Genomic DNA, 23,827 nt, shown 5'->3' with positions numbered 1-23,827 from the left:
TGAGGGGGTTGCATTGCATTAGATGACGGAGAGATCCGGATCACATTGCAAGCAAAAAAGCTTCCCCTTAGTGACCAACCCCCTCGAAGGAAACACCATGAAGATTCGAACAAAGGCGCAGACTGCATCTGCGGGACTTGCTGTGTTGCTCGCGCTAAGCGCCTGCGGTGGAACTGCCGGCAGCGACTCGACAGAGACGAGCAAGACATCGAACACGGCCGACATCTCTGAGAGTGTCCAGCCTGACGAAAAGGCAGTCAGCCTCTTGCCGGCGTCCTATAAGGACAAGGGCGAACTGACGGTTGCCATGGACCTGCACTATCCCCCGACGACGTTCCTTGCCGAGGACGACACGACACCGATCGGCTTGAACCCTGATATCGCCCGCTTGGTTGCAAAGAAGCTGGGCCTGAAGCTGAAGTTCGAGAACACCAAGTTTGACACGATCATTCCTGGCATCGACGGCGGCCGCTACGACTTAACCATCACCACCATGTCCGCTACGGCCGAGCGACTGAAGGTCCTGGACATGATCGACTACTTCAAAGCAGGCAACTCGGTGGCTGTGAGTGCGGGAAATCCGTTGAAACTCACCAACGAGAGCCTGTGCGGTAAGAACATCGCCGTCACAGCAGGCTCGACGGGCCAGCTGAAGCGCCTCCCTGCCCTCGACGAGCAGACCTGCACTTCGAAGGGACAGCCGGCGATCAACGCCGTGACGTTGCCCAACGTCCAGGAGGCGCTGACCCAGCTGGCGTCAAAGCGGATCGACGGCGTCTTCTACGACACCACCTCCCTCGCGTGGGCCGAGAAGCAGCAGCCGAACGCGTTCACCATCCTGACCCCCCAGGTCAACGTCGGCTCCAGCGACATCACAGCGGTCGGCCTCAAGAAGGGCTCGGCCCTGACCCCGGCTCTTCAAGCCGCCGTCCAGTCAGTACTGAACAGCCCGGAGTACAAGAAGTCCCTCTCGAACTGGGGTCTCGAATCAGGTGCCATCACGGACGCCAAGCTCAACTAGGAGAGGTACTCCCATGGAGCAAACCATCATTGAAAGAAGCAAACCGATGAAAGGTATGGATCCGGCGCTCAAGCCGCGCCTTCGTCGCAGGAGCACCTTTGAATACGTCGCATGGGTCGTCTGCACCCTGGTCGGCCTGGGCATCCTTGTCTCCGTTGCGACGAACCCAAACTTCAAGTGGGAAGTGGTCGCGAAGTACTTCACCCACCAGTCAATCCTGCGGGGTTTGATGCTCACGATCTTCCTCACGATCGCCAGCATGGTCCTGGGAACGCTCCTGGGGCTGGGGCTTGCGATCATGCGATCATCGAGCGTCAAGCCTATTGCGGCCGCGGCCGGGGTCTACATCACATTGTTCCGCGGCACCCCGGTCCTGGTTCAGCTGATTTTCTGGTTCAACATCGCCGCCCTCTACCCGAATCTGACCATCGGGATCCCCTTCACGGACATCAGCACGGCAGTGGACGTGAACGCCCTGATGGGCCCGATCACCGCGGCCCTGATCGGCCTGACCCTTAACGAGGCCGCGTACATGGCCGAAATCATCCGCGGCGGGTTCTCCGCCGTCGGCAAGGGACAACTCGAAGCCGCGGACTCGCTGGGCATGAGCGCATCCGTGAAGATGCGCAAAGTCATCATCCCCCAGGCGATGCCCTCAATCATCCCGGCCACCGGCAACCAGGTCATCGGCATGTTCAAGGAAACCTCCCTGGTCAGCGTCCTGGGCGTCGCTGAACTGCTCCAAAGCGCCCAACTGATCTACGCCCGCACCTACGAGACCATCCCGCTGCTGATCGTGGCCAGCCTCTGGTACCTGGTGATGACCCTGCTGCTGAGCTACCCGCAGTCCAAGCTGGAACAGAAATACTCCCGCGCGACCTCAAGGCTTCCCCGGAAGGCGAAACCCGTTGTGCTGACAGACCCGGAAGGTATTGCCCGATGAGTACTGACGGAACGATTGTTGCCCTCAAAATCCGAAAGTCGTTCGGACCCAAAACAGTCCTGAAAGACATCGACCTGGACATCGCCAGCGGTGAAATCTGCTGCATCATCGGACCCAGCGGCTCCGGAAAGTCCACTGTCCTGCGCTGCATCAACGGCCTGGAAACCGTCGATTCGGGGGTCCTGAAAGTCAACGGCGAAGACTTCGGCTACTACGAAACCGACACCGCCTACCACGCCCTGCCGCCCAAGAAACTCGCCGAACAACGCACCAGGGTGGGCATGGTCTTCCAGCAGTTCAACCTCTTCCCGAACATGACAGCGAATGAAAACATTATGTCCGGACCCGTCCTGGTCAAAGGCCAGGACAAGAAACAAGCCATCAAACAGGCCCATGAGCTGCTCGCCAGCGTCGGCCTGGCCGGATTCGGGGACTACTACCCGGCCCAGCTCTCCGGCGGACAGCAACAGCGCGTCGCGATCGCCCGGTCCCTGGCCATGGACCCCGAGATCATGCTCTTCGATGAACCCACCTCCGCCCTTGACCCCGAAAAAGTTGGAGAAGTCCTCGCCGTCATGAAGCAACTCGCCAAGAAGGGCATGACCATGGTCGTCGTCACGCACGAAATGGGCTTCGCCCGCGAAGTCGCCGACACCCTGGTCTTTATGGACGACGGCTACATCGTGGAGCGCGGCGACGCCCGCGAGGTTCTGTCCAACCCCAAAGAAGCCCGCACCCAGGCCTTCCTGGAACAGGTGCTCTGAGCATGGACGGAAAACTGGCCGTCATCGGCCTGGGCAGCATCGGAAGCATGGCCCTCTGGCAGGCCTCGCGCCTCACGGACTCCGTCACCGGCTTCGAAGCCCACGCACCCGCCCACGCCCGCAGCGCAACCGGCGGCGACACCCGTCTCTTCCGCATGCTCTACCGCGGTGTCCCCGACTACTACCCCATCCTTCAACGCTCCCGCACGCTCTGGGCCGAACTCGAAGCCGAAACCGGGCAGAACATCCTCACCCGCTGCGGCGGACTGTCCATCGGAACCAAGGACGGCCCCTACCTCTCCAAGCTCCTGAAAACCACCAGGATCAACGGTGCAGACCACGAAATCCTCAGCCGCGAAGAGATGGCCGAACGCTACCCGCAGCACAACCTCCGCACCGACGACATCGCCGTCTACGACCCCCACGCCGGCGCACTGCGCACCGACCGTGCCGTCACGGCAGCCGTCGCGGCCGCGGAAGCCAACGGCGCAACAGTCCACACAAACACCCCGATCGACAGCATCACCGAAACGAATGACGGCGTCCTCATCACCTCCGGCGACAAGACCTGGACCTTCGAAAACGTCATCGTCTCCTCCGGCGGCTGGTCCCAACGCCTCATGCCCGACTATCTCAAAGGGCAAACGGAGACTTACCGGTGCTACCTGACCTGGTTCGTCGCCCGGGACGCAGCAGAGTTCGCCCCCGAGAAATTCCCCGTCTTCATCCGAATCTCCGGGGACCGCTCCATGTACGGAGCGCCAAGCGTCGATGGCGTCACCGTGAAGGCCACGTTGGACGATCGTGGGGCAGGAACGCCCTTCGCGGATTCAGTGCCCAGGGAACTCACGCGAGCAGAAATTGCCGAGACCACCGAAACCGTCACGGAATTCTTCCCCGGCCTCTTCCCCAACATCGTCCGGGCGGACGCATTTCCCGAGCTCTACACCACCGACGGGCACCCCCTGCTCGGCCAGCTGAGCGAAGGGAGCAGGATCTACTGCGCCACCGGCTTCTCCGGAGGCGGGTTCAAAAATGCCACCGGCTTCGGCGAGATCGCCGCGAACGAGGCATTGGGCAAACGCACCTTCGACGGCCTCGATTTCGCGCGCCCCCAACGCTTCAAAAAGGTTTGACGCAGGCACCGACAAGTCAGATTCCCTCAACATCGCCTATTGTTGACAATCTACAGATCCTAAGAAAGTATGAGCCCATGGCAACTCTCAGTCCCCTCCTCAAGCAGGCCACTCCAGTCGTCGTCGACCACGCTCTTGGCAGCTGGATCCACGCCACCGACGGCAAGAAGTACCTCGATTTCACCACTGGAATCGGAGTCACCAGCACGGGTCACTGCCACCCCGACGTCGTAGCGGCAGCACGCGAGCAGGTGGGTCAGATAATCCATGCCCAGTACACCACCGTGATGCACAAGCCTTTGCTTGAGCTCACCGAAAAACTGGGTGAGTTCCTGCCCTCGGGGCTGGACAGCGTCTTTTACGCCACGACCGGTTCCGAGGCAGTGGAAGCTTCCGTACGCCTCGCACGTATGGCCACGGGGAGGCCCAACATCATCTCGTTCCACGGCGGCTTCCACGGCAGGACGGTGGGGGCTGCTTCGCTCACCACGGCCGGCACGAAGTTCCGCTCTGGATTCTCCCCCCTTATGGGTGGAGTACACATTGCACCTTTCCCGCACGCCTACCGGTACGGCTGGGATGAGGAAACTGCAGTCAACTTCGCCCTGAAGGAACTGGACCACCTCCTCCTGAGCATCAGCAGCCCCGCAGACACTGCGGGTTTCATCATTGAACCTGTCCTGGGCGACGGCGGTTACATTCCCACTCCTCTTGGCTTCCTGCAGGGTCTGCGGGAACGCGCTGACCGGCACGGTATTGTGCTCATCCTGGATGAAGTCCAGGCCGGCGTTGGGCGGACCGGAAAGTTCTGGGGCCACGATTGGGCAGGGATCACACCCGACGTGGTCATCACAGCGAAGGGACTCGCCAGCGGCTTCCCCATCTCGGCCATCGCAGCCTCCACTGAACTGATGAGCAAGGCATGGCCGGGCTCCCAGGGCGGCACCTACGGTGGAAACGCCGTAGCAGCCGCGGCCGGCGTCGCAACCCTGGGCGTCATCGAGCGCGAGAACCTGGTAGAGAACGCGCTGGTTCGGGGCGATGAGCTGCGGACAGGACTTGACAAGCTCAAGACAGAATTCGCGGGAATCGGAAACGTACGGGGCCGCGGCCTCATGCAAGGCGTCGAATTCTCGTCTGCGGACAGCACCCCTGATCCCGCTACGGCGCTGGCCGTCCAGCAGGCCGCAGTCAAGGAAGAACTTCTACTTCTCACCTGCGGGCCGTATGGCAACGTCGTCCGCATCATCCCGGCGCTCAACGTCACCAGCGACGAGATCCAGGCCGGCCTGGCCAGGTTCACCCAGGCGCTGAAGACGGCCACTTCCTAATCGTTCCCTTCAATCATTGAAAGCGTGACATGAGCACTTCATTTGACCCCAGCACCCTCTACACCGACCTCTTCATAGATGGCGCTTGGCAGAAGGCCAGCAATGGTGCAACGTTCTCCGTTGAAAACCCGGCCACCAACGAAGTCATCGCCCACGTGGCCGATGGCGGGCCGGAAGATGCAGCCTTGGCCATCAAGGCAGCCGGGCGTGCCCAGGCTGGCTGGAGCAAGTCCACTCCCCGGGAGCGGGCCGACATCCTGCGCCGCGCCTTTGAGCTGGTGATAGCCAACACCGACCGGCTGGCGGCAATCATGACCGCAGAGATGGGCAAGCCCCTGGCCGAGGCACGAGGCGAAGTAGCCTACGGCGCCGAAATGCTCCGCTGGTTCTCCGAAGAAGCCGTCCGCATTGGCGGAGACCACACCACATCCGTTGATGGCAACACCCGGATCCTGATCACCAAGGAAGCTGTTGGCCCCTCCGTGCTGGTCACCCCGTGGAACTTCCCGCTGGCAATGGGGGCACGAAAGATCGCCCCCGCCGTGGCTGCGGGCTGCACCATGGTGTTCAAGCCTGCCGAGCTGACGCCGCTGACATCCCTGGCCCTCGTGGACATCTTCAAGCAGGCAGGCCTACCTGACGGGGTACTGAACGTCGTTACGACCTCCAACGCAGCCAGCGTGGTGGAGAACTGGACGAGCAGCGGCATCGCACGCAAGATCAGCTTCACCGGGTCCACCGAGGTAGGCAAGATTCTTCTGCGCCAGGCGGCCGATAATGTCATGCGCTCCTCCATGGAACTAGGCGGGAATGCACCTTTCATCGTTCTCGCCGATGCAGACATTGAGAAGGCTGTCGGTGGAGCCATGAAGGCCAAAATGCGGAACATGGGCGAAGCCTGCACCGCCGCCAACCGGTTCTTTGTGCACCGGTCAGTCGTGGAGGAATTCGCCGAAAAGTTCTCGAAGAAGATGTCAGAACTACAGATAGGGAACGGCGCCGTGGAGGGAACCGAGGTCGGTCCCCTGATCGAACAGAAGGGCCTGGACAAGGTCGAGAGCCTGGTGGCCGATGCTGTCGCCAAGGGTGCACGAGTCCTGACGGGTGGAAGCCGTCCGGAGGGTCGTGGATACTTCTACACCCCCACCGTGCTGACGGACGTTCCACTGAACTCGGACTTGATGACTACGGAGATTTTCGGTCCGGTTGCGGCCATCACGCCATTCGACAGCGAGGATGAAGTCTTGCGCATTGCCAACGACACCGAGTGGGGCCTCGTTGGCTACGTCTTTACTGAGAACATGGACAAGGCACTTCGCTTCTCCGCAGAACTGGAAGTAGGCATGGTTGGGCTGAACACCGGCCTTGTCTCCAACCCTGCAGCACCGTTCGGCGGCGTCAAGCAGTCCGGGCTGGGGCGCGAAGGCGGCAAGATTGGCATCGAAGAATTCCTTGAGACCAAATACACCGCAATAGCAATCTAGAGAACATGTAATACGAGCGAGACGAGGGGGAGATCGATGGCGGCACCGGAAGGACTCTTTGTTCTGGAGGGAAGACCCACGGCGCAGCTGATCGCCGATCAGCTGCGGGAACAAATTGTCCAGGGGATCTTTCGTCCGGGAGAGCAGATCAATGAATCTGTCCTGGCAAGCCAGTTGCGCACATCCAGGGGCCCTGTCCGTGAGGCGTTGCAGCGGTTGTCCCAGGAGGGGATCCTGGTCAGCCGGCGTAATCGTGGTGTCTTCGTCCTGGAGCTTTCAGCCGATGACGTCAGGGAAATCTATGCGGTCCGTGAGGCTGTGGAATCAACCGCAGCAGACGCGCTGCTGGATGGCGGCCAGGAACAGGTCAAGGACACTTGCCGGATCCTAAGGACCGTCATCAGTGACATGGCGAAGCAGGTTGCGGTGTCAGACTGGCAGGCCATTGCACCGCTGGATATGCAATTCCACACCTCCTTCGTGGCCGGCGCCGGCAACACACGCCTGATCCGGATCTACGAAACCCTCGCAGCCGAATCGAGGATGTGTATTCTCAACCTTGCCGTCGCCTACCCCCGAATAGACGACCTGGTCCAGGAACACCAAAACATCCTCGACCTGCTGGAGAAAGGCGACAGGGAAGAACTCCACAAAGCCATCACACAGCACATGCAAAAGGCCGTTGAGGACCTCACAGCAGCAAGGGGAGACAAGGAAATCATCGCCTGAAATCTCCTCCGGCACCATTCAAAAAGAGAAGGCCAGGTCCATCGGATCTGGCCTTCTCTTTTCCACCCCCAACGTCCCAGATGTATAGAGCTGGACGGCGTATGGCGAGCAGAGCAAGGAAAATTTCTGTAAATTGTCGACGATCCGCGACGAGAGTGGTTGCATTGAAGGTAAGACTCGGCATTGACCCTTACCCGCGACCACTGCCCGTTTCAGCTGGGAGCCGGGCCGGAACGTTGAGGGAGGCACCCATGAAGACGATAATCACAGCCCGGACTGCTGCGGCAGGATTGGTTACCGTGGGCGCAGGCAATTCCTTGCGGGCCTTCCTGGAACAGGTGCTCTGAGCATGGACGGAAAACTGGCCGTCATCGGCCTGGGCAGCATCGGAAGCATGGCCCTCTGGCAGGCCTCGCGCCTCACGGACTCCGTCACCGGCTTCGAAGCCCACGCACCCGCCCACGCCCGCAGCGCAACCGGCGGCGACACCCGTCTCTTCCGCATGCTCTACCGCGGTGTCCCCGACTACTACCCCATCCTTCAACGCTCCCGCACGCTCTGGGCCGAACTCGAAGCCGAAACCGGGCAGAACATCCTCACCCGCTGCGGCGGACTGTCCATCGGAACCAAGGACGGCCCCTACCTCTCCAAGCTCCTGGAAACCACCAGGATCAACGGTGCAGACCACGAAATCCTCAGCCGCGAAGAGATGGCCGAACGCTACCCGCAGCACAACCTCCGCACCGACGACATCGCCGTCTACGACCCCCACGCCGGCGCACTGCGCACCGACCGTGCCGTCACGGCAGCCGTCGCGGCCGCGGAAGCCAACGGCGCAACAGTCCACACAAACACCCCGATCGACAGCATCACCGAAACGAATGACGGCGTCCTCATCACCTCCGGCGACAAGACCTGGACCTTCGAAAACGTCATCGTCTCCTCCGGCGGCTGGTCCCAACGCCTCATGCCCGACTATCTCAAAGGGCAAACGGAGACTTACCGGTGCTACCTGACCTGGTTCGTCGCCCGGGACGCAGCAGAGTTCGCCCCCGAGAAATTCCCCGTCTTCATCCGGATCTCCGGGGACCGCTCCATGTACGGAGCGCCAAGCGTCGATGGCGTCACCGTGAAGGCCACGTTGGATGGCAGGGGTGCACCCACGGCCAGCGCCGATTCCGTCCCCAGGGACCTTACGGCCGCTGAGATCCAGGAAACCACCGAAACCGTCACGGAATTCTTCCCCGGCCTCTTCCCCAACATCGTCCGGTCGGACGCATTTCCCGAGCTCTACACCACCGACGGGCACCCCCTGCTCGGCCAGCTGAGCGAAGGGAGCAGGATCTACTGCGCCACCGGCTTCTCCGGAGGCGGGTTCAAAAATGCCACCGGCTTCGGCGAGATCGCCGCGAACGAGGCATTGGGCAAACGAATCTTCGACCGGCTGAAGTTCCTGCGACCCCAACGCTTCAAGATCATTTGAAGCGACCGTCCCAGGAAAGCTGACTTCGACAAAACCTCGTGCCCGATGTGGTCTACAAGGGTGCACGAGTCCAATACTGTCTATGGAAAGCATTACGCCCACGAGTGAAGTGAGGGAAAATCGATGGCGGCACCGGAAGGACTCTTTGTTCTGGAGGGAAGACCCACGGCGCAGCTGATCGCCGATCAGCTGCGGGAACAAATTGTCCAGGGGATCTTTCGTCCGGGAGAGCAGATCAATGAATCTGTCCTGGCAAGCCAGTTGCGCACATCCAGGGGCCCTGTCCGTGAGGCGTTGCAGCGGTTGTCCCAGGAGGGGATCCTGGTCAGCCGGCGTAATCGTGGTGTCTTCGTCCTGGAGCTTTCAGCCGATGACGTCAGGGAAATCTATGCGGTCCGTGAGGCTGTGGAATCAACCGCAGCAGACGCGCTGCTGGATGGGGGCCAGGAACAGGTTAAGGACACCTGCCGGATCCTAAAGACCGTCATCAGTGACATGGCGAAGCAGGTTGCGGTGTCAGACTGGCAGGCCATTGCACGGTTGGATATGCAATTCCACACCTCCTTCGTGGCCGGGGCACGCAACACACGCCTGATCCGGATCTACAAGACCCTCGCAGCCGAATCGAGGATGTGTATTCTCAACCTTGCCGTCGCCTACCCCCGAATAGACGACCTGGTCCAGGAACACCAGAACCTCCTGGATCTGCTGGAGGCAGGCGACAGGGAAGGACTCCACAAAGCCATCAAACGCCACATGCAAAAAGCCGTCGAAGATCTCACTGCAGCAAGGGAAGACGAGGCAGTCACCAAAAGACTGCAGTCATAGCATCGAAGGACGTCAGTATCGGCCGGCTTCGGCGGAGCAAGAGCCCCGGCAGCAGTTGCTGCCGGGGCTCTTGCGGCTTAGACGATCAGTTGATCTCCACCGGAGTGTCCTTTACGACCCACATCTTCCGGAGCGTTTCGTGGATGGTCCAACTGCCCTCCCAGCCTGCTGGCGTAACGAACAAGGAACCCGGACCGATATCAAAGCTGCTGCCGTCCGGTTCGGTGATGGTGGCGGACCCACTCAGAATCTGGCAAATCTCGTCGTAGCCGGGCCGGGTGCTCTTGAACGTTCCCGGAGTTACCTCCCAGATACCCGTCTTCAGGTCCTCCCTGGCCCAGAGACGCAAGGACACTTCGGTCTGCCCGGGGGTGGTCGAGGTCTCCTTGAATTTGTGTTCTCCCGGGTTCTCGGTTCTTGCATCACTCATGACGGTCGCCTTGACCATAGTTACTCCTTCGTGGGCTGCGCCCTGAATTGACGTGCCCGCCTTCGTTGGAATGGCACGGTTCTCATTCTAGCGATTGTCAACAATCGACGATAGACTTTCAGCAGTAAATTTCGCATCTGTATCCGAGTCAGTTGAGGTCCCGGCGGGTTCCCATGGCCTAGGGAGTCAAGAACACGGACCGGTCGGCCCCGGCAGGAATCTGCACGGATATCGGGTAGCCAGATTCCAATACCAACCAGAAAGGCACTAGGAATGTTGCAAAGCCGTCGTGTATCTACGTGGGCGTCCCTCCAACGCGGAGACGCCGTTACCCTTAGCCAACGAGGGGTGGAATGCCACAAGGGTTTGGTTGATGACCGGACTGAAGATGGTCGAACGATTTGGGTGATAGACGAAATCGGTGATCGTCGGCTGTTCCACATTGAGGACGACTGCGACTTATTGATTTCTGACACCGTCCATGCCCGGTAGGAAAGGGCTGGCACGGATCTGCGCCGGAATCTTCGCCGTGGGTTCCATCCTCGTCGCCGTTCATGTTCAGCTCGCGGCGTTCCCGTGACTACGCCAGCGTCCAGGGTGTCCAGGGGTCCTGAGCGGCTGCCGCCCGCCGCTCAGTCACGGAGAGCACCGGACTTGGTCTTCCACGACCCTCTCCCTACTTCAGATTCTGAGCAGCAAACAGGCCGTTCCCGCGCCCCTGTCATGTCTTCTCACGGTGACCCCGCGCCGAAACTCCCGCAGAATGGAAGGCCGGATACACGAGCCGATCGGCGTGAAGCAGTTTCCAGGGACCTCAAAGCCCTTGCTCGCAGCAGGGGAGGTTCGGCGGGCTAAGGTACAGCCCCTGCCCCGCGCGGCAGCCCAGTCGCAACCGTCGGCTGCCGCACCGAGCGGAACAGCGGACAGTTGCGTTAGGTGAGACGAGACCTAAATGAGCGCATGCATCCCGTGGCTGCGGGGGCGGCCAAACGAAGCGGCGCCCAGGAATTCGATGGCGATGAACGGCTCGTCCCCCACCACCCACTCGTCATGCCCGGGCGGGAGTGCATAGGTGTCGTTCGCGTGGATCGTGGAGCGGACGCCGTCGGGCGTTTCAATCTCCATCCGCCCGGATATGCAGTAACCGAGGTGGTTGTGTTCGCAGTACTCGGTCAGCTCGGCGGGCTTCGCGGACTCGGACCACCGCCAGCCCGGCGCGAGGATCAGCCGGGCAACGGAGTAGTCGTCAACGGTGACAAGGTCGAACTCCGCCTTGTCCGGGCACCGCTTCCTGTCCGGAATATCAAAGGACTTAACTGCCAAGGCTCTGATGAAATTTGCGGTCATGAGGACACTGCCTACGGATCTATTTGTGGGGTGCCTGGCGGCGAACCAGACAATGGGTTCGGATACCGACGTGCGGTGAAGTTATGCGGAGACCAAGGAGTCGCGTGCGCTTCTAGCCCCGGCGCACACTCAACCAGCAGACCCCTGCTGGTGTATCTCTAAAGGTATCCCTGTGGCACCTGAAGTCAATGGGTTCTGCTAACCGGCCGGTGCTGCCCTGATCAGTCGTGGGCGGGTTCGCCGGTGATCCGGTGGTCGGCGTGGTTGAACGTCTCGCGGATGAGCCGGACAAGGTGCCCGTCATGCAGGGAGTAGATGACGTGACGGCCGTCCTTGCGGGTGTCCACCAGGCCGCTGAGCCGGAGCTTGGCCAAGTGCTGGCTCGCCACAGTCCGGGGCACCCCGGCCGCAGCGGTGAGTTCCGTGACCGTCCTGGGGCCTTCGGCGAGCTGCCAGAGCAGATGCAGACGGGTCGGTTCGGCGAGCATCCGCAGCGTTCCGGCAGCAGTTTCCAGCAGTTCCGGGCCCGGTGTGACCGGATGGACCAGCGAAGGCTCGTCAGGCGCGGGGACCGCTGGGGTGCCGGGCTGGACGCTCAAGGCTCTGCTCCTTCTCCGACGGTTCCAAGGCTGCTCCGGCGTGGTGCCGTGGCCAGGACAGGAACGCGCCTGCGCTTCCTATCATCGCAATAATTGTCAACGCCGCGGCCGCCCAGCCCAAACCGGCCACGGCCCCGACCCACCCGGCCAGCGGATAGGTCAGGATGTAACAGGCATGCGAGAGGGAGAACTGGGCCGTAAACACATACGGCCGTGTCTCCTCGGTTGATGCGTCCCGCAGCAGCCGGGACGACGGCGTAAGAATCGTGGAGTTCGCGGCGCCCAGCAGGAACCACAAACCCAGCAGCAGCCACCAGCTCGCACCCGGGGCACCGAGCAGTGTGAGCGCCGCCGCGCCAGCCAGCACCATCGGAATGACGGCGGCGCCGGTCAGCATCACAGCCCGGTCCCCGAACCGGTCCAGGACCCGCGGAGCCGACAACGCCACAAGCATCGATCCGACGCCGAAACAGGCCAGTGCAAGGGCCAGGTCTGTGTCCGGCCGCCGCAGGATGTCACGGACATAGACCACGGTGTTGACCAGCACCAAAGCCGTCGGCGCGGCCACCACCAGGTTCAAGGCAAACAGGGAGCGCAACCGGCGGTTCCGCCAGAAAATCCTCGCACCCAGGGTGGTCCGATGCCATAGCGGGGCCTGCGGGCCGTCCGCCGCCGGAACCTTTGGCAGGACGGTGACCGCGACCATCAGCGCCGAGAACAGGAACCCGCCAACGGTGCCGAGGAAGAGGCTGTTGTAGCTGAGCGCCGTCAGCAGCAGGGCTGCCACCGCCGGGCTGACCAGCGCTTCCAGGTCATAAGCCAGCCGGGACAGCGACAGCGCCCGGGTGTAATCCTTCTCCCGGGTCACGATGGTCGGGATCAGCGACTGGAACGCCGGGGTGAACGTCGCTGACGCAGACTGAAGCAGGAAGATCACCACGTAGATCTGCCAGACGTCAGTAATGAACGGCAGGGACAGTGCCATGGCTGCCCGGATCAGGTCCGCCCCGACCAGGACCCTTTTCTTTGGCCACCGCGTGACCACGGCGTTGATCACCGGGGCCAAGCCCACATAGGCCAGCATCTTGATCGTGAGCGCGGTACCGAGCACCGCGCCGGCGTTGCTGCCGGCCAGATCGTAAGCCAGGAGTCCCAGCGCCACCGTCAGAAGGCCGGTGCCGACCAGGGCCACGGCCTGGGCGGCGAACAACCGCCGGTACGTCACGTTCTTCAGAACCGACAACATCGATACCCCTCAAGTGCATGCGTGCGCGTATATGCACCTATTCTACGACCCCGCCCCCCCCTTGACTCACCCACCCTCACTTCCCTACACTTTTCATAAAGCAGAATCTAAATTCCACAAAGCGGAAACTCGACAGAGCGAAGCAGGCGGGAACATAGATCAAAGCCCCTCCCCGGAAGGACCTACGATGACGTACACAGTGAACTGCTCCATCCTCCTGACGGAGCTGCCGTTGCTCGAGCGCCCCGCAGCCGCGAAGGCAGCCGGCTTTGACGCCGTCGAGTTCTGGTGGCCCTTCGAAAGCTCCGTCCCCACCGACGCCCAGGTCACCGGATTCGAGAACGCCATCAAGGACGCCGGCGTTCAGCTCACTGGCCTGAACTTCAACGCCGGCAACATGCCCGGCGGAGACCGCGGCCTGGTCTCCTGGCCCGCACGCTCCACCGAATTCCAGGACAACATCGACGTTGTTGCCGGTATCGGCGAGCGCCTCGGCTGCAAGGCCTTCAACGCCCTCTACGGCAACCGGATCGACGGCGAATCAGCCGAGAAGCAGGACGCCATCGGCGCCGAAAACCTTGCGACGGCGGCTGCCGGAGTCGCGCGCATCGGCGGCACCGTCCTCCTCGAACCGGTCAGCGGCGCACCCAGGTACCCGCTCCTCACCGCCGACGACGCACTCAGGGTGATCGCCCGAGTCAAGGCGGAGTCCGGCGTCGACAACGTCAAGCTTCTCGCGGACTTCTACCACCTGGCAGTCAACGGGGACGACGTCGCCGCCGTCATCGAAAACCACGCCAAGGACTTCGGCCACATCCAGATCGCGGACAACCCCGGCCGCGGGGCTCCCGGAACCGGCGAGCTTCCCCTCGGCGAGTGGATCGCCCGCAGCCGCGAACTCGGCTACGAGGGCTACATCGGCCTCGAGTACAAGGAACCGCAGGAAACGGCCTTCAGCTGGGCCATCCGGCAGCGCGTCAGCCAGTAGTCCCCACCGGCTTCCCCAATCACCACAGACTTCAGTAAAGGAACCATCATGAGCAACGTCGCAGTCATCGGACTCGGAATCATGGGCCTGCCCATGGCCATCAACCTCGTCAAGGCCGGCCACACGGTCACCGGCTTCAACCGCAGCCAGGACAAGATCGACAAGCTCGTCTCCGAAGGCGGCAAGGGTGCCACCAGCATCGCGGACGCCGTGAAGGACGCCGACGTCGTCATCACCATGGTCCCGGACTCCCCCGATGTTGAGGGTGTCGTCAGCGGCCCGGACGGTGTGTTCGCCAACGCCAGGAAGGGCACCTTGTGGATTGACGCCTCCAGCATCCGCCCGGACGTCGCCAAGCGCCTCTCCGAGGAAGCCGCCGCAGCGGGCATCCGCCCGCTCGACGCCCCGGTCTCCGGCGGCGAACAGGGCGCCATCGACGCCGTCCTGTCCATCATGGTCGGCGGCGAAAAAGCAGACTTCGAAGCAGCCCAGGACGTCCTCACCGCCGTCGGCAAGACCATCGTCCACGTCGGCCCCTCCGGCTCCGGACAGACCGTCAAGGCAGCCAACCAGCTGATCGTCGCGGTCAACATCCAGGTCCTCGGCGAGGCGATCGCTTTCCTCGAGGCCTACGGCGTGGACACCGACGCCGCCCTGAAGGTCCTCGGCGGCGGCCTCGCCGGCTCGAAGGTCCTGGACCAGAAGGGCCAGAAGATGCTGGACCGCAACTTCGACCCCGGCTTCCGCCTCGCCCTCCACCACAAGGACCTCGGCATCGTCACCTCAGCAGCCCGCGAAGCCAACGTCGCCGTCCCCCTCGGCGCCGTCGTCGCACAGCTCGTCGCCGCCACCGTCAACCAGGGCGACGGCGGCCTGGACCACTCGGGACTCTTCAAGCAGGTCCTTAAGCTCAGCGGCCGCGAGTAATCCTCACGCGGCGAAGCCGACCGCCCCGAAACGGGGCACATTGACACGGACTCGCCGGCCGCCGTCGTAATTTTCGACGCCGGCTCCCCCAAAGCGCCCCGCGACGGCTCGCAGGGCTACTTCAGCACACCCAAAATCAGCCCAACTGGGCCCCCAAAGTTTCCCCAAGGAGCACACCATGAGCAAGATGCGTACCGTTGATGCAGCGGTTGCCATCCTGGAAAAGGAAGGCGCCATCGAGGCGTTCGGCCTGCCAGGCGCGGCAATCAACCCCTTCTACTCCGCCATGCGGGCCCACGGCGGCATCCGCCACACCCTGGCCCGCCACGTCGAAGGCGCCAGCCACATGGCCGACGGGTACTCCCGGGCCAAGGACGGCAACATCGGCATCTGCATCGGCACCTCCGGCCCCGCCGGCACCGACATGATCACCGGGCTCTACGCTGCCTGGGCCGATTCCATCCCGATGCTCTGCATCACCGGCCAGGCCCCGGTTGCCAAGCTGCACAAGGAAGACTTCCAGGCCGTGGACATCGAGTCCATCGCCAAGCCCGTCACCAAGATGGCCATGACCGTCCTGGAACCCGGCCAGGTTCCGGGCGCCTTCCAGAAAGCCTTCCAGTTGATGCGCTCCGGCCGTCCCGGCCCGGTCCTGCTGGACCTGCCCATCGACGTGCAGATGGCCGAGATTGAATTCGACATCGACACCTACGAGCCGCTGCCGATCGAGAAGCCCAAGGCCAGCCGCAAGCAGCTGGAGAAGGCGCTGGACATGCTGACCGCAGGCGAACGCCCGCTGATCGTGGCGGGCGGCGGCATCATCAACGCCGGCGCCTCCGGGCAGCTGGTGGAGCTGGCCGAGATCCTGAACGTTCCCGTCATCCCCACGCTGATGGGCTGGGGTTCCATCGCGGATGACCACCCGCTGATGGCCGGCATGGTTGGCCTGCAGACCTCGCACCGGTACGGCAACGAGAACTACCTGCGCAGCGACTTCGTGATCGGCATCGGCAACCGCTGGGCCAACCGCCATACCGGCGGCCTGGACACCTACACGGCCGGCCGCACGTTCGTGCACATCGACATCGAGCCCACGCAGATCGGCCGCGTATTCTCGCCTGACCTGGGCATCGCGTCCGACGCCGGTGCGGCGCTGGCCGGGCTGATCGAGCTGGCACGCGAGCGCCGGGCAGCGAAGTCCCTGCCGGACTACTCAGCCTGGGTCGCCGAATGCGCCGAGCGCAAGGCCAGCCTGCACCGCAAGACGCACTTCGAGAACATCCCGATCAAGCCGCAGCGCGTGTACGAGGAGATGAACAAGTCCTTCGGCCGCGACACCATCTACGTGTCCACCATCGGGCTGTCCCAGATCGCCGGCGCGCAGATGTTGCACGTTTTCGGCCCGCGCAAGTGGATCAACGCCGGCCAGGCGGGTCCGCTGGGCTGGACCGCACCGGCCGCCCTCGGCGTCGTTCGCGGCAAGCCGGATGAGACCGTTGTTGCCCTGTCGGGCGACTACGACTTCCAGTTCATGATCGAGGAACTGGCCGTGGGTGCGCAGTTCAACCTGCCGTACATCCACGTGGTGGTGAACAACTCCTACCTGGGCCTGATCCGGCAGTCGCAGCGCGGGTTCAACATGGAGCAGAACGTGTCCCTGGCGTTCGACAACATCAACTCCCCTGAAACCAACGGCTACGGCGTGGACCACCTCAAGGTGGCCGAGGGCCTGGGCTGCAAGGCCATCCGTGTGGAGGACCCCAACGACCTCGCCGCCGCGTTCGACAAGGCCAAGGCCCTCATGGGCGAATTCCAGGTGCCGGTAGTGGTTGAAGTGATCCTGGAAAAGATCACCAACATCTCCATGGGTGTGGAAATCAACGCCATCAACGAGTTTGAGGAACTGGCCGAGACCGCCGCCGACGCCCCCACCGCCATCCTGGCCCTGCAGGCCTAACATGCGGATCGTGATCGCGCCGGACAAGTTCAAGGGATCGCTGTCCGCCCCGGACGTCTGCAGGCACCTGGAAAAGGGCCTGCAGGCGGCCGCCGGCGGGAACCTGGACATCCTCCGGATCCCCGTGGCCGACGGCGGCGAAGGCACCCTGGATGCCGCCGTCGGCTCCGGCTTCACCCGCCGGAGCGCCACAGTCAGCGGCCCCAGCGGGCAGCCGGTCAAGGCGGACTTTGCCGTCCGCGGCCACGAGGCCGTCATCGAAATGGCGGCGGCCTCGGGCCTGGCCCTCCTCCCGCAGGTACAGGGCGGCGGGCAGCCGGATTCAGCCAGTGCCGCCACGGCCACCAGCCTGGGCACCGGCCAGCTGATCCGCGCGGCACTGGACGCCGGCTGCCGGCGCATCATCCTGGGCGTGGGCGGCAGCGCCAACACCGACGGCGGCGCCGGGCTCCTGCAAGGACTCGGGGCCAGGTTCCTGGACGCCACAGGCAACGAACTTCCCGCAGGTGGCGCCGCACTGGCCAACCTGCACCGCATCGACTTCACAGACTTTGAACCCCGCCTCGTGGAAACACGTTTTGTGCTGGCGTCCGACGTCGACAACCCCCTGCTGGGCCCCCAGGGCGCCCCGGCGGTTTTCGGCCCGCAAAAGGGCGCCACACCCCAGGATGTCGAACTGCTCGACACCGCCCTGGCCAGGTTTGTCGAAGTCCTGGCCAGGGAAATCGGATTCCGTGCCGAGCGCGCGGCCGAAGCACCGGGGGCCGGGGCAGCCGGCGGGGTGGGCTATGCCGCCATCGCGGTCCTGGCCGCCACACGCCGGCCAGGGATCGACGTCGTGCTTGAATTCACCCAGCTGGCCCACCGGCTGGCCGGCGCAGACCTGGTGATCACCGGCGAAGGCAGCCTGGACGAGCAAAGCCTGCTGGGCAAAACGCCCATGGGCGTGGCCCGGGCAGCCGCTGCGGCCGGGATCCCGGTGGTGGCCGTCTGCGGGCGCACCACGCTGAGCCCGGAGCAGCAGCAGGATTCGGGTTTCCGGCAGGTCTACCCACTGACCGCCCTGGAACCCAAGGTAGATATATGTATAGCTGAAGCAGGGTCCCTGCTTGAACAATTGGGAAAGAACATCCTCCACGAGCTGGCCAACCCGGCCGCGGCGGATGCCACCGGCACAAAGGAGCCCCTGAATGTCTGAAGAACGCTTTGACCTGGTGATCCGGGGCCGGCGCATCCTCACCACCGCCGGCATCGCACCCCGCGAAGTGGGCGTGCGAGGCGGCAAGATCGTTGCCATCGAACCGCTCGGCAACGGGCTTGCCGGCACCGAAGTGATCGAACTCGCCGACGACGAGACCCTCCTCCCCGGCCTGGTGGACACCCACGTCCACGTCAACGAGCCCGGCCGCACCGAGTGGGAGGGGTTCGCCTCCGCCACCCGCGCAGCCGCCGCCGGCGGCGTCACCACCATCATCGACATGCCGCTGAACTCCATCCCGCCCACCACCAACGTGGACGGCCTCAAGCTCAAGCGCGAAGTCGCCGAGGACCAGGCCTTTGTGGACGTCGGATTCTGGGGCGGCGCCATCCCCGGCAACAAGGCGGATCTCCGCCCGCTGCACGACGAGGGCGTGTTCGGCTTCAAGTGCTTCCTGCTGCACTCCGGCGTGGACGAGTTCCCGCACCTGGAAGCGGACGAAATGGAGGAGGACATGGCCGAGCTCAAGTCCTTCGACTCGCTCATGATCGTGCACGCCGAGGACTCCCACGCGATCGACCACGCACCGCACCCGGGCGGTGACCAGTACTCCACATTCCTCGCCTCACGCCCGCGCGGCGCCGAAAACAAGGCCATCGCCGAGGTCATCGAGCGTGCCCGCTGGACCGGCGCCCGCGCGCACATCCTGCACCTGTCCTCCTCCGACGCGCTGCCCATGATTGCCACGGCCAAGCGCGACGGCGTCCACCTCACCGTCGAAACCTGCCCGCACTACCTGACGCTGATGGCCGAAGAGATCCCCAACGGCGCCACCGCGTACAAGTGCTGCCCGCCCATCCGCGAGGCCTCCAACCGCGAGCTCCTGTGGAAGGGCCTGCAGGACGGCACCATCGACTGCATCGTCTCGGACCACTCCCCCTCCACCCTGGACCTCAAGGACCTCGAAAACGGCGACTTCGCCGTGGCCTGGGGCGGCGTCTCCTCCCTGCAGCTGGGCCTGTCGCTGATCTGGACCGAAGCCCGGCACCGCGGCATCCCGCTGGAACAGGTGGTGTCCTGGATGGCCGAGAAGCCCGCCGCCTTGGCGCGCCTGACCACCAAGGGCCAGCTCGCCCTCGGGTACGACGCCGACTTTGCCGTCTTCGCCCAGGACGAGGCCTTCGTGGTGGACGTCTCCAAGCTCAAGCACAAGAACCCGATCACCCCCTACGACGGCAAGGCGCTCTCCGGCGTGGTCCGGAAGACCTTCCTGCGAGGCAGCGTGGTGGACGGCCAGACCCCCTCCGGCAAGCTCATCCGCCGCGGCGGGGTCTGAGGCACGCAGCCATGGCTGTGCAGGTACATTCCCCGCGGGGCATATGTGCGCGGCCGCCCCTTTCTGCGAGTCGGTCGGAAGAACGCGGCCCGTCGGAAGATCGCGGCCCGTCCGCGCTGGCCGCAAGGGGACTGGCCGTCTGGGTCACCCCGGAACCGGGCAGCGAGATCGACCCTGACGTCCTTGTCCGCGCAGCGCGCCTGCTGCTGGAACGGGCGCTGAAGTTTGCTCCGGAGGCGGAAGTCCATTGGCCTGCCGCCGGGGCTGCCACGTCCGCCGTCGGGACTTCTCCGGCCGGAACGCCCCCTGGGGAGGGGGCACCGGCCGGACCCGGCGGCGGCACTCCCGCGCCGTCGTCGTCCGCCACGGAGGACTCCCCGCACACGGACGACGACGGCGCCTCCCCCGTCCAGCGGCCAGCCGGCCTACCGCCCGCTGGTCTTCCGCCGGTGGCGGGACCGGTCAGCCACGTGGCCGTTGACCTCGCTGCTGACCAGGTGCTGCTGGACGGCCGGCAGGTGAACCTCACCGGCGTGGAATATAAGGTCCTCCGGTACCTCGTGGAGAACTGCTCGCGGGCCATCGGCCGCGAGGAGCTGCAGCATTTCCTCGATTCTTTTGAAAGTCCTGGGGCTTCCACCAGGGCCATCGACGTTTATGTGGGGCGCGTGCGGCGGAAGCTGGGCAATGCCCGCCACGCCGTGGCCACTGTCCGGGGCGGCGGCTACCAGTTCGTCCCCGGCGCCTGCGCCACCGTCCGCGGCCCTGCCGAATACTCCATCTGAGACCAATACAAGGAGCACCATGACCGCAACCAACCAGATCACCGCTCTTCCCGGCAGGCTGCAGCCCGGCGCCACCGCGCCGGACTTCACCCTGTCGGACGCCTCCGGACAGGATTTTTCCCTCTCGTCGCACCGGGGCAGGAACGTGATCGTGTACTTCTATCCCAAAGCGGCCACGCCAGGCTGCACCACCGAAGCCTGCGACTTCCGCGACAGCCTCGCCTCGCTGCAGGGCTCCGGCTATGACGTCATCGGCATCTCCCCGGACGCCCCCGCAGCCCTGGCCGAGTTCACCGGGGACTTCGGGCTGAACTTCCCGCTGCTCTCCGACCAGGACAACGCCGTGGCAATGGCGTACGGCGCCTGGGGCGAAAAGGTCATCAACGGCGAAATTGTTGAAGGCGTCCTGCGCTCCACCGTGGTCATTGACGCTGACGGGGCGGTCGTGCTGGCCCGGTACCAGGTGGATGCGCAGGGCCACGTCGCCGCCGTCCGGCAGGAGCTGGGACTCTAGCCCCACCCCAGACGCTCTCGCAGTACCTGCAAGAAGACCCTCAACGCTCTCGCAGTCCGCACCTCCAGCAAATGCCCTTCCGCCTGCGGAAGGGCATTTTGCACACCGGCCGCATGGGACCGGCACAGGAAGGGCACAGCTGCGCCCGGGACTGTGGAATGAAACCATTCCCGAGCCTGAAGCAGGACCCATGCGACGTTCCCCCGGTGCCATCCTCTCCTCCTCTGCCCTGGCGGCGGCCCTCGCCCTGACGAGCTGCGGAGCCGGAGCAGCTTCCCATGCTGCCGCCACGGCAACATCCGCCACAGGGACGGCCACGTCATCGGATTCCGGCGTGGAAGCGTCAGGCACCGGGACCACGACGGCGGCGACCACCCTCTTCGCCGACGGCGCCTCCCATGAGGTCAGCATCGAATGGGACGAGGCTGCCTATGCCGGCATGATCGCCGCCTATGAGGCGGACGGGTCCAAGGAGTGGATCCAGGCGGATATCACCATCGACGGCACACTGGTTTCCGACATCGGCGTGCGGCTTAAAGGAAACTCCACGCTGCGCAGCCTCAGCGGCAACGGCTCCAATGACAACGGGGCTAAGGGTGGCGGTGCCGCGGTTTCGTCCGGCATTTCCTCCGATGTTCCGGAGTCGCTGCCGCTGCTGATCGACTTCGACAAGTACGTGGACGGCCAGACATACCAGGGACTGACCCAGCTGTCGCTGCGCCCCGGTTCGCCGGTCCTGAACGAGGCCCTGGCCCTGGCCCTCACGGAGGCGAGCGGACAGGCGACACAGCGCTACGCCTACACCGCCTACTCCGTGAATGGCAGCGCCACCCAAACCCGGCTGCTGGTGGAAAACCCGGACGAGGCCTACGCCGACTCGCTTTTCGATACCGCCGGGGTCCTGTACAAGTCCGACGCCGAATCCAGCTTCACCTACCAGGGCGACGACCTGGCAACCTATGAAGAGCAGTTCAAGCAACTCAATGCGAACGACACCGAGGACGTTCAGCCGATCGTCGATTTCCTCAAGTGGCTCTCCGAAGCCAGCGATGAGGAGTTCGACGCCGAGCTCGCCAACTGGGTGGATGTGGAATCGTTCGCCCGGTACGCCGCCACCATGAACCTGCTGGTCAACGGCGACGACATGGCCGGTCCGGGGCAGAACTACTACCTCTGGTACGACCTGGAAACCAAAAAGATTTCCGTCATTTCCTGGGACCTGAACCTGGCCATGACAGGCAACGCCACAGCATCACCGGATGAGCAGGTTTCCATGGGAGGAGGCGGCGGCGGATTGCAGCGTCCGCAAGGCGATGATGACGACGCCGGGGCCCCGCCGGCGGGAGCTCCGGCCGGCGGGGCAGCTGGCGGCGCGGCCGGGGGTGGCGGCCGTGGCGGTAACGAACTCAAGGAGCGGTTCCTGGCCTCGGACGCGTTCGCGTCCCTGTACGACGACGCCTACGCGGAGCTCTACAACCAGCTGTATGGCAGCGGAACCGCCGCCAGCCTCCTGGACCGGATCTCCGCCGTCGTGCCTTCCAGCGACGGCCTGACCCCGGAGGAACTGGCCCGGCAGACCGAGACCCTGCGCACGTTTATCCAGGAACGCACCGAAGCTCTCAAGGACCAGGTTTAGGCGCTGCACCGGCGGTCGCCGGAATACAGCATGTGACGCCGGAGTTGTTCCTAGTGCGGGAAAGCCGCTTCACTTGATGTTTGCCTGTAACTGACAGAGTCTGCCAAAGGAATGCCATGAGCCACACCCTGACCACCAAGCTTCAGCCCGGAACCCAGGCCCCTGACTTCACCCTCAAGGACGCCCAAGGCCGCGAGACAGCACTGGCCGATTACCGCGGCAAGAACGTCATCGTGTACTTCTACCCCAAGGCCGCGACCCCCGGCTGCACCACCGAAGCGTGCGACTTCCGTGACAACCTGTCATCCCTGCAGGGCAAGGGCTACGAGGTCATTGGCATCTCCCCCGACGCCCCGGAAGCCCTGGCCGGTTTCACAGGCGACTTCGCACTGACCTTCCCGCTGCTGTCCGACGAGGACCACAACGTTGCCCTCGCCTACGGCGCGTGGGGCGAAAAGCTGGTGGACGGCGAAATCACCGAGGGCATCGTCCGCTCCACCGTAGTCCTGGACGCCGAGGGCAAAGTGACCCTGGCCCAGTACCAGGTCAAGGCCCAGGGCCACGTCGCAGCGCTCAAGGAAGCACTGGGCGTCTAGTCCATCGCTTCACCCCGGACGCTCTCGCAGTTCCTGCAAGTTTCACAGGACGCTCTCGCAGTTCCTGCAAGTTTTCACAGGACGCTCTCGCAGTTCCTGCCGCTTTTCGCCCAACGCTCTCGCAGTTCAAAACCTGCGGGGGCATTTGGCGTTTCAGGTTGCGGCTTAGGGACGGTCATGGAGGGTGATCTGGTAGCCGTCGGGATCCGCGAAAGTAAACGTCCGGCCGAACGGCCCGTCAAACGGCGCGCCCGTGATGGCGATGCCAGCCGCCGCCAAGGAGTCGTGAATGGCCTGGGTGTCCGTGGCATGCAGCCACAGGGCCATCCCCGCTCCCGGCTGGGCCGTGGAGGTGGGACTGAACCCCGGGAGCAGGTCACGGACGGCGAAGGCCACGGGCCTGGTGTCAAACACCACGGCGTGCGGAGGGCCGGCGGGGGACCGGTCCAGACCCAGGTACTGCTCGTAGAACTGGGCTGAGCGCTCAAGGTCGCGCACCTGGAGGGAAATGAAATCGGGACCTGTAACAGGCATCTGTCTGAACTCCTT

The 23,827-nt window shown here is 63.9% G+C and carries 23 protein-coding genes; 18 read left to right on the top strand and 5 right to left on the bottom strand.

Annotated features, from left to right (window positions below):
- Positions 1–97: 97 nt before the first annotated feature.
- The 9 genes from J2X42_RS11290 (at position 98) to J2X42_RS11250 (ending at position 9,719) form a co-directional block, all read left to right on the top strand.
- On the top strand, positions 98–1,021 hold the full coding sequence (locus tag J2X42_RS11290) for an ABC transporter substrate-binding protein (RefSeq protein WP_310165129.1): 924 nt from the start codon (positions 98–100) through the stop codon (positions 1,019–1,021).
- A 46-nt stretch (positions 1,022–1,067) separates the two neighbouring features.
- Positions 1,068–1,964, top strand: a complete 897-nt coding sequence (locus J2X42_RS11285; RefSeq protein WP_310165127.1) for an amino acid ABC transporter permease — start codon at positions 1,068–1,070, stop codon at positions 1,962–1,964.
- The gene (locus J2X42_RS11280) at positions 1,961–2,728 is read left to right on the top strand and encodes an amino acid ABC transporter ATP-binding protein (RefSeq protein ID WP_310165126.1); all 768 of its coding nucleotides are present in this window, start codon (positions 1,961–1,963) and stop codon (positions 2,726–2,728) included. Before J2X42_RS11285 ends, J2X42_RS11280 begins: the two co-directional genes overlap by 4 nt.
- 2 nt (positions 2,729–2,730) lie before the next feature.
- Positions 2,731–3,864, top strand: a complete 1,134-nt coding sequence (gene solA / locus J2X42_RS11275) for an N-methyl-L-tryptophan oxidase (protein ID WP_310165124.1) — start codon at positions 2,731–2,733, stop codon at positions 3,862–3,864.
- Positions 3,865–3,941: 77 nt separating this feature from the next.
- Complete coding sequence (locus J2X42_RS11270) at positions 3,942–5,195, top strand: aspartate aminotransferase family protein (protein ID WP_310165122.1); 1,254 nt, start codon at positions 3,942–3,944, stop codon at positions 5,193–5,195.
- Positions 5,196–5,224: 29 nt separating this feature from the next.
- Positions 5,225–6,679 (top strand): NAD-dependent succinate-semialdehyde dehydrogenase, encoded by a 1,455-nt coding sequence (locus tag J2X42_RS11265; protein ID WP_310165119.1) that lies wholly within the window; start codon positions 5,225–5,227, stop codon positions 6,677–6,679.
- 36 nt (positions 6,680–6,715) lie between these two features.
- Positions 6,716–7,408 carry a GntR family transcriptional regulator gene (locus tag J2X42_RS11260; RefSeq protein WP_310165118.1) on the top strand — a complete coding sequence of 231 codons (693 nt, stop codon included), beginning with the start codon at positions 6,716–6,718 and terminating at the stop codon, positions 7,406–7,408.
- A 349-nt stretch (positions 7,409–7,757) separates the two neighbouring features.
- Positions 7,758–8,891 carry an N-methyl-L-tryptophan oxidase gene (solA, locus tag J2X42_RS11255; protein ID WP_310165116.1) on the top strand — a complete coding sequence of 378 codons (1,134 nt, stop codon included), beginning with the start codon at positions 7,758–7,760 and terminating at the stop codon, positions 8,889–8,891.
- A 123-nt stretch (positions 8,892–9,014) separates the two neighbouring features.
- Positions 9,015–9,719 (top strand): GntR family transcriptional regulator, encoded by a 705-nt coding sequence (locus J2X42_RS11250; RefSeq protein ID WP_310165114.1) that lies wholly within the window; start codon positions 9,015–9,017, stop codon positions 9,717–9,719.
- A gap of 85 nt (positions 9,720–9,804) precedes the next feature.
- On the opposite strand, the gene J2X42_RS11245 is transcribed toward J2X42_RS11250, so the two are convergent.
- The 4 genes from J2X42_RS11245 to J2X42_RS11230 form a co-directional block, all read right to left on the bottom strand.
- A complete protein-coding gene (locus tag J2X42_RS11245; protein WP_310165113.1) occupies positions 9,805–10,149 on the bottom strand; it encodes a cupin domain-containing protein in 345 nt (114 codons plus the stop codon).
- Positions 10,150–11,097: 948 nt separating this feature from the next.
- Entirely contained in the window at positions 11,098–11,496 is a 399-nt protein-coding gene (locus J2X42_RS11240; protein WP_310165111.1) for a cupin domain-containing protein, read from the bottom strand.
- Between the two features lie 221 nt (positions 11,497–11,717).
- Positions 11,718–12,095 carry a metalloregulator ArsR/SmtB family transcription factor gene (locus J2X42_RS11235; protein ID WP_310165110.1) on the bottom strand — a complete coding sequence of 126 codons (378 nt, stop codon included), beginning with the start codon at positions 12,093–12,095 and terminating at the stop codon, positions 11,718–11,720.
- Positions 12,055–13,341, bottom strand: coding sequence for an MFS transporter (locus J2X42_RS11230; protein ID WP_310165109.1), 1,287 nt, complete (start codon positions 13,339–13,341; stop codon positions 12,055–12,057). The genes J2X42_RS11235 and J2X42_RS11230 overlap by 41 nt, the downstream gene beginning before the upstream one ends.
- A 187-nt stretch (positions 13,342–13,528) precedes the next feature.
- Between J2X42_RS11230 and J2X42_RS11225 the strand changes: the two genes are divergently transcribed.
- The 9 genes from J2X42_RS11225 to bcp (J2X42_RS11185) all read left to right on the top strand — a co-directional run bounded on the left by J2X42_RS11225 (position 13,529) and on the right by bcp (J2X42_RS11185) (position 23,278).
- Positions 13,529–14,329 (top strand): TIM barrel protein, encoded by an 801-nt coding sequence (locus J2X42_RS11225; protein ID WP_310165107.1) that lies wholly within the window; start codon positions 13,529–13,531, stop codon positions 14,327–14,329.
- 48 nt (positions 14,330–14,377) lie between these two features.
- A complete protein-coding gene (locus J2X42_RS11220; RefSeq protein ID WP_310165106.1) occupies positions 14,378–15,256 on the top strand; it encodes a 2-hydroxy-3-oxopropionate reductase in 879 nt (292 codons plus the stop codon).
- Between the two features lie 178 nt (positions 15,257–15,434).
- Positions 15,435–17,213, top strand: a complete 1,779-nt coding sequence (gene gcl / locus J2X42_RS11215; protein WP_310165105.1) for a glyoxylate carboligase — start codon at positions 15,435–15,437, stop codon at positions 17,211–17,213.
- A 1-nt stretch (position 17,214) separates the two neighbouring features.
- Complete coding sequence (locus J2X42_RS11210; RefSeq protein WP_310165103.1) at positions 17,215–18,411, top strand: glycerate kinase; 1,197 nt, start codon at positions 17,215–17,217, stop codon at positions 18,409–18,411.
- Positions 18,404–19,747 carry an allantoinase AllB gene (gene allB / locus J2X42_RS11205; RefSeq protein WP_310165102.1) on the top strand — a complete coding sequence of 448 codons (1,344 nt, stop codon included), beginning with the start codon at positions 18,404–18,406 and terminating at the stop codon, positions 19,745–19,747. The genes J2X42_RS11210 and allB overlap by 8 nt, the downstream gene beginning before the upstream one ends.
- An 11-nt stretch (positions 19,748–19,758) precedes the next feature.
- A complete protein-coding gene (locus tag J2X42_RS11200) occupies positions 19,759–20,532 on the top strand; it encodes a winged helix-turn-helix domain-containing protein (RefSeq protein ID WP_310165100.1) in 774 nt (257 codons plus the stop codon).
- 19 nt (positions 20,533–20,551) lie between these two features.
- The gene (gene bcp / locus J2X42_RS11195) at positions 20,552–21,046 is read left to right on the top strand and encodes a thioredoxin-dependent thiol peroxidase (RefSeq protein WP_310165098.1); all 495 of its coding nucleotides are present in this window, start codon (positions 20,552–20,554) and stop codon (positions 21,044–21,046) included.
- A 190-nt stretch (positions 21,047–21,236) separates the two neighbouring features.
- Positions 21,237–22,682 carry a CotH kinase family protein gene (locus J2X42_RS11190; protein WP_310165096.1) on the top strand — a complete coding sequence of 482 codons (1,446 nt, stop codon included), beginning with the start codon at positions 21,237–21,239 and terminating at the stop codon, positions 22,680–22,682.
- Between the two features lie 116 nt (positions 22,683–22,798).
- Entirely contained in the window at positions 22,799–23,278 is a 480-nt protein-coding gene (gene bcp / locus J2X42_RS11185) for a thioredoxin-dependent thiol peroxidase (protein WP_310165093.1), read from the top strand.
- A 165-nt stretch (positions 23,279–23,443) separates the two neighbouring features.
- Here the strand turns inward: bcp (J2X42_RS11185) and J2X42_RS11180 are convergent, their stop codons facing one another.
- The gene (locus tag J2X42_RS11180) at positions 23,444–23,812 is read right to left on the bottom strand and encodes a VOC family protein (protein ID WP_310165092.1); all 369 of its coding nucleotides are present in this window, start codon (positions 23,810–23,812) and stop codon (positions 23,444–23,446) included.
- Positions 23,813–23,827: the final 15 nt, after the last annotated feature.

Origin of the sequence: Arthrobacter sp. BE255 (assembly GCF_031457335.1) — a bacterium.
In the GTDB taxonomy this organism is placed as follows: domain Bacteria; phylum Actinomycetota; class Actinomycetes; order Actinomycetales; family Micrococcaceae; genus Arthrobacter.
Note: the sequence above shows the minus strand (reverse complement) of the source record. Positions and strands in the feature narration are given on the sequence as shown.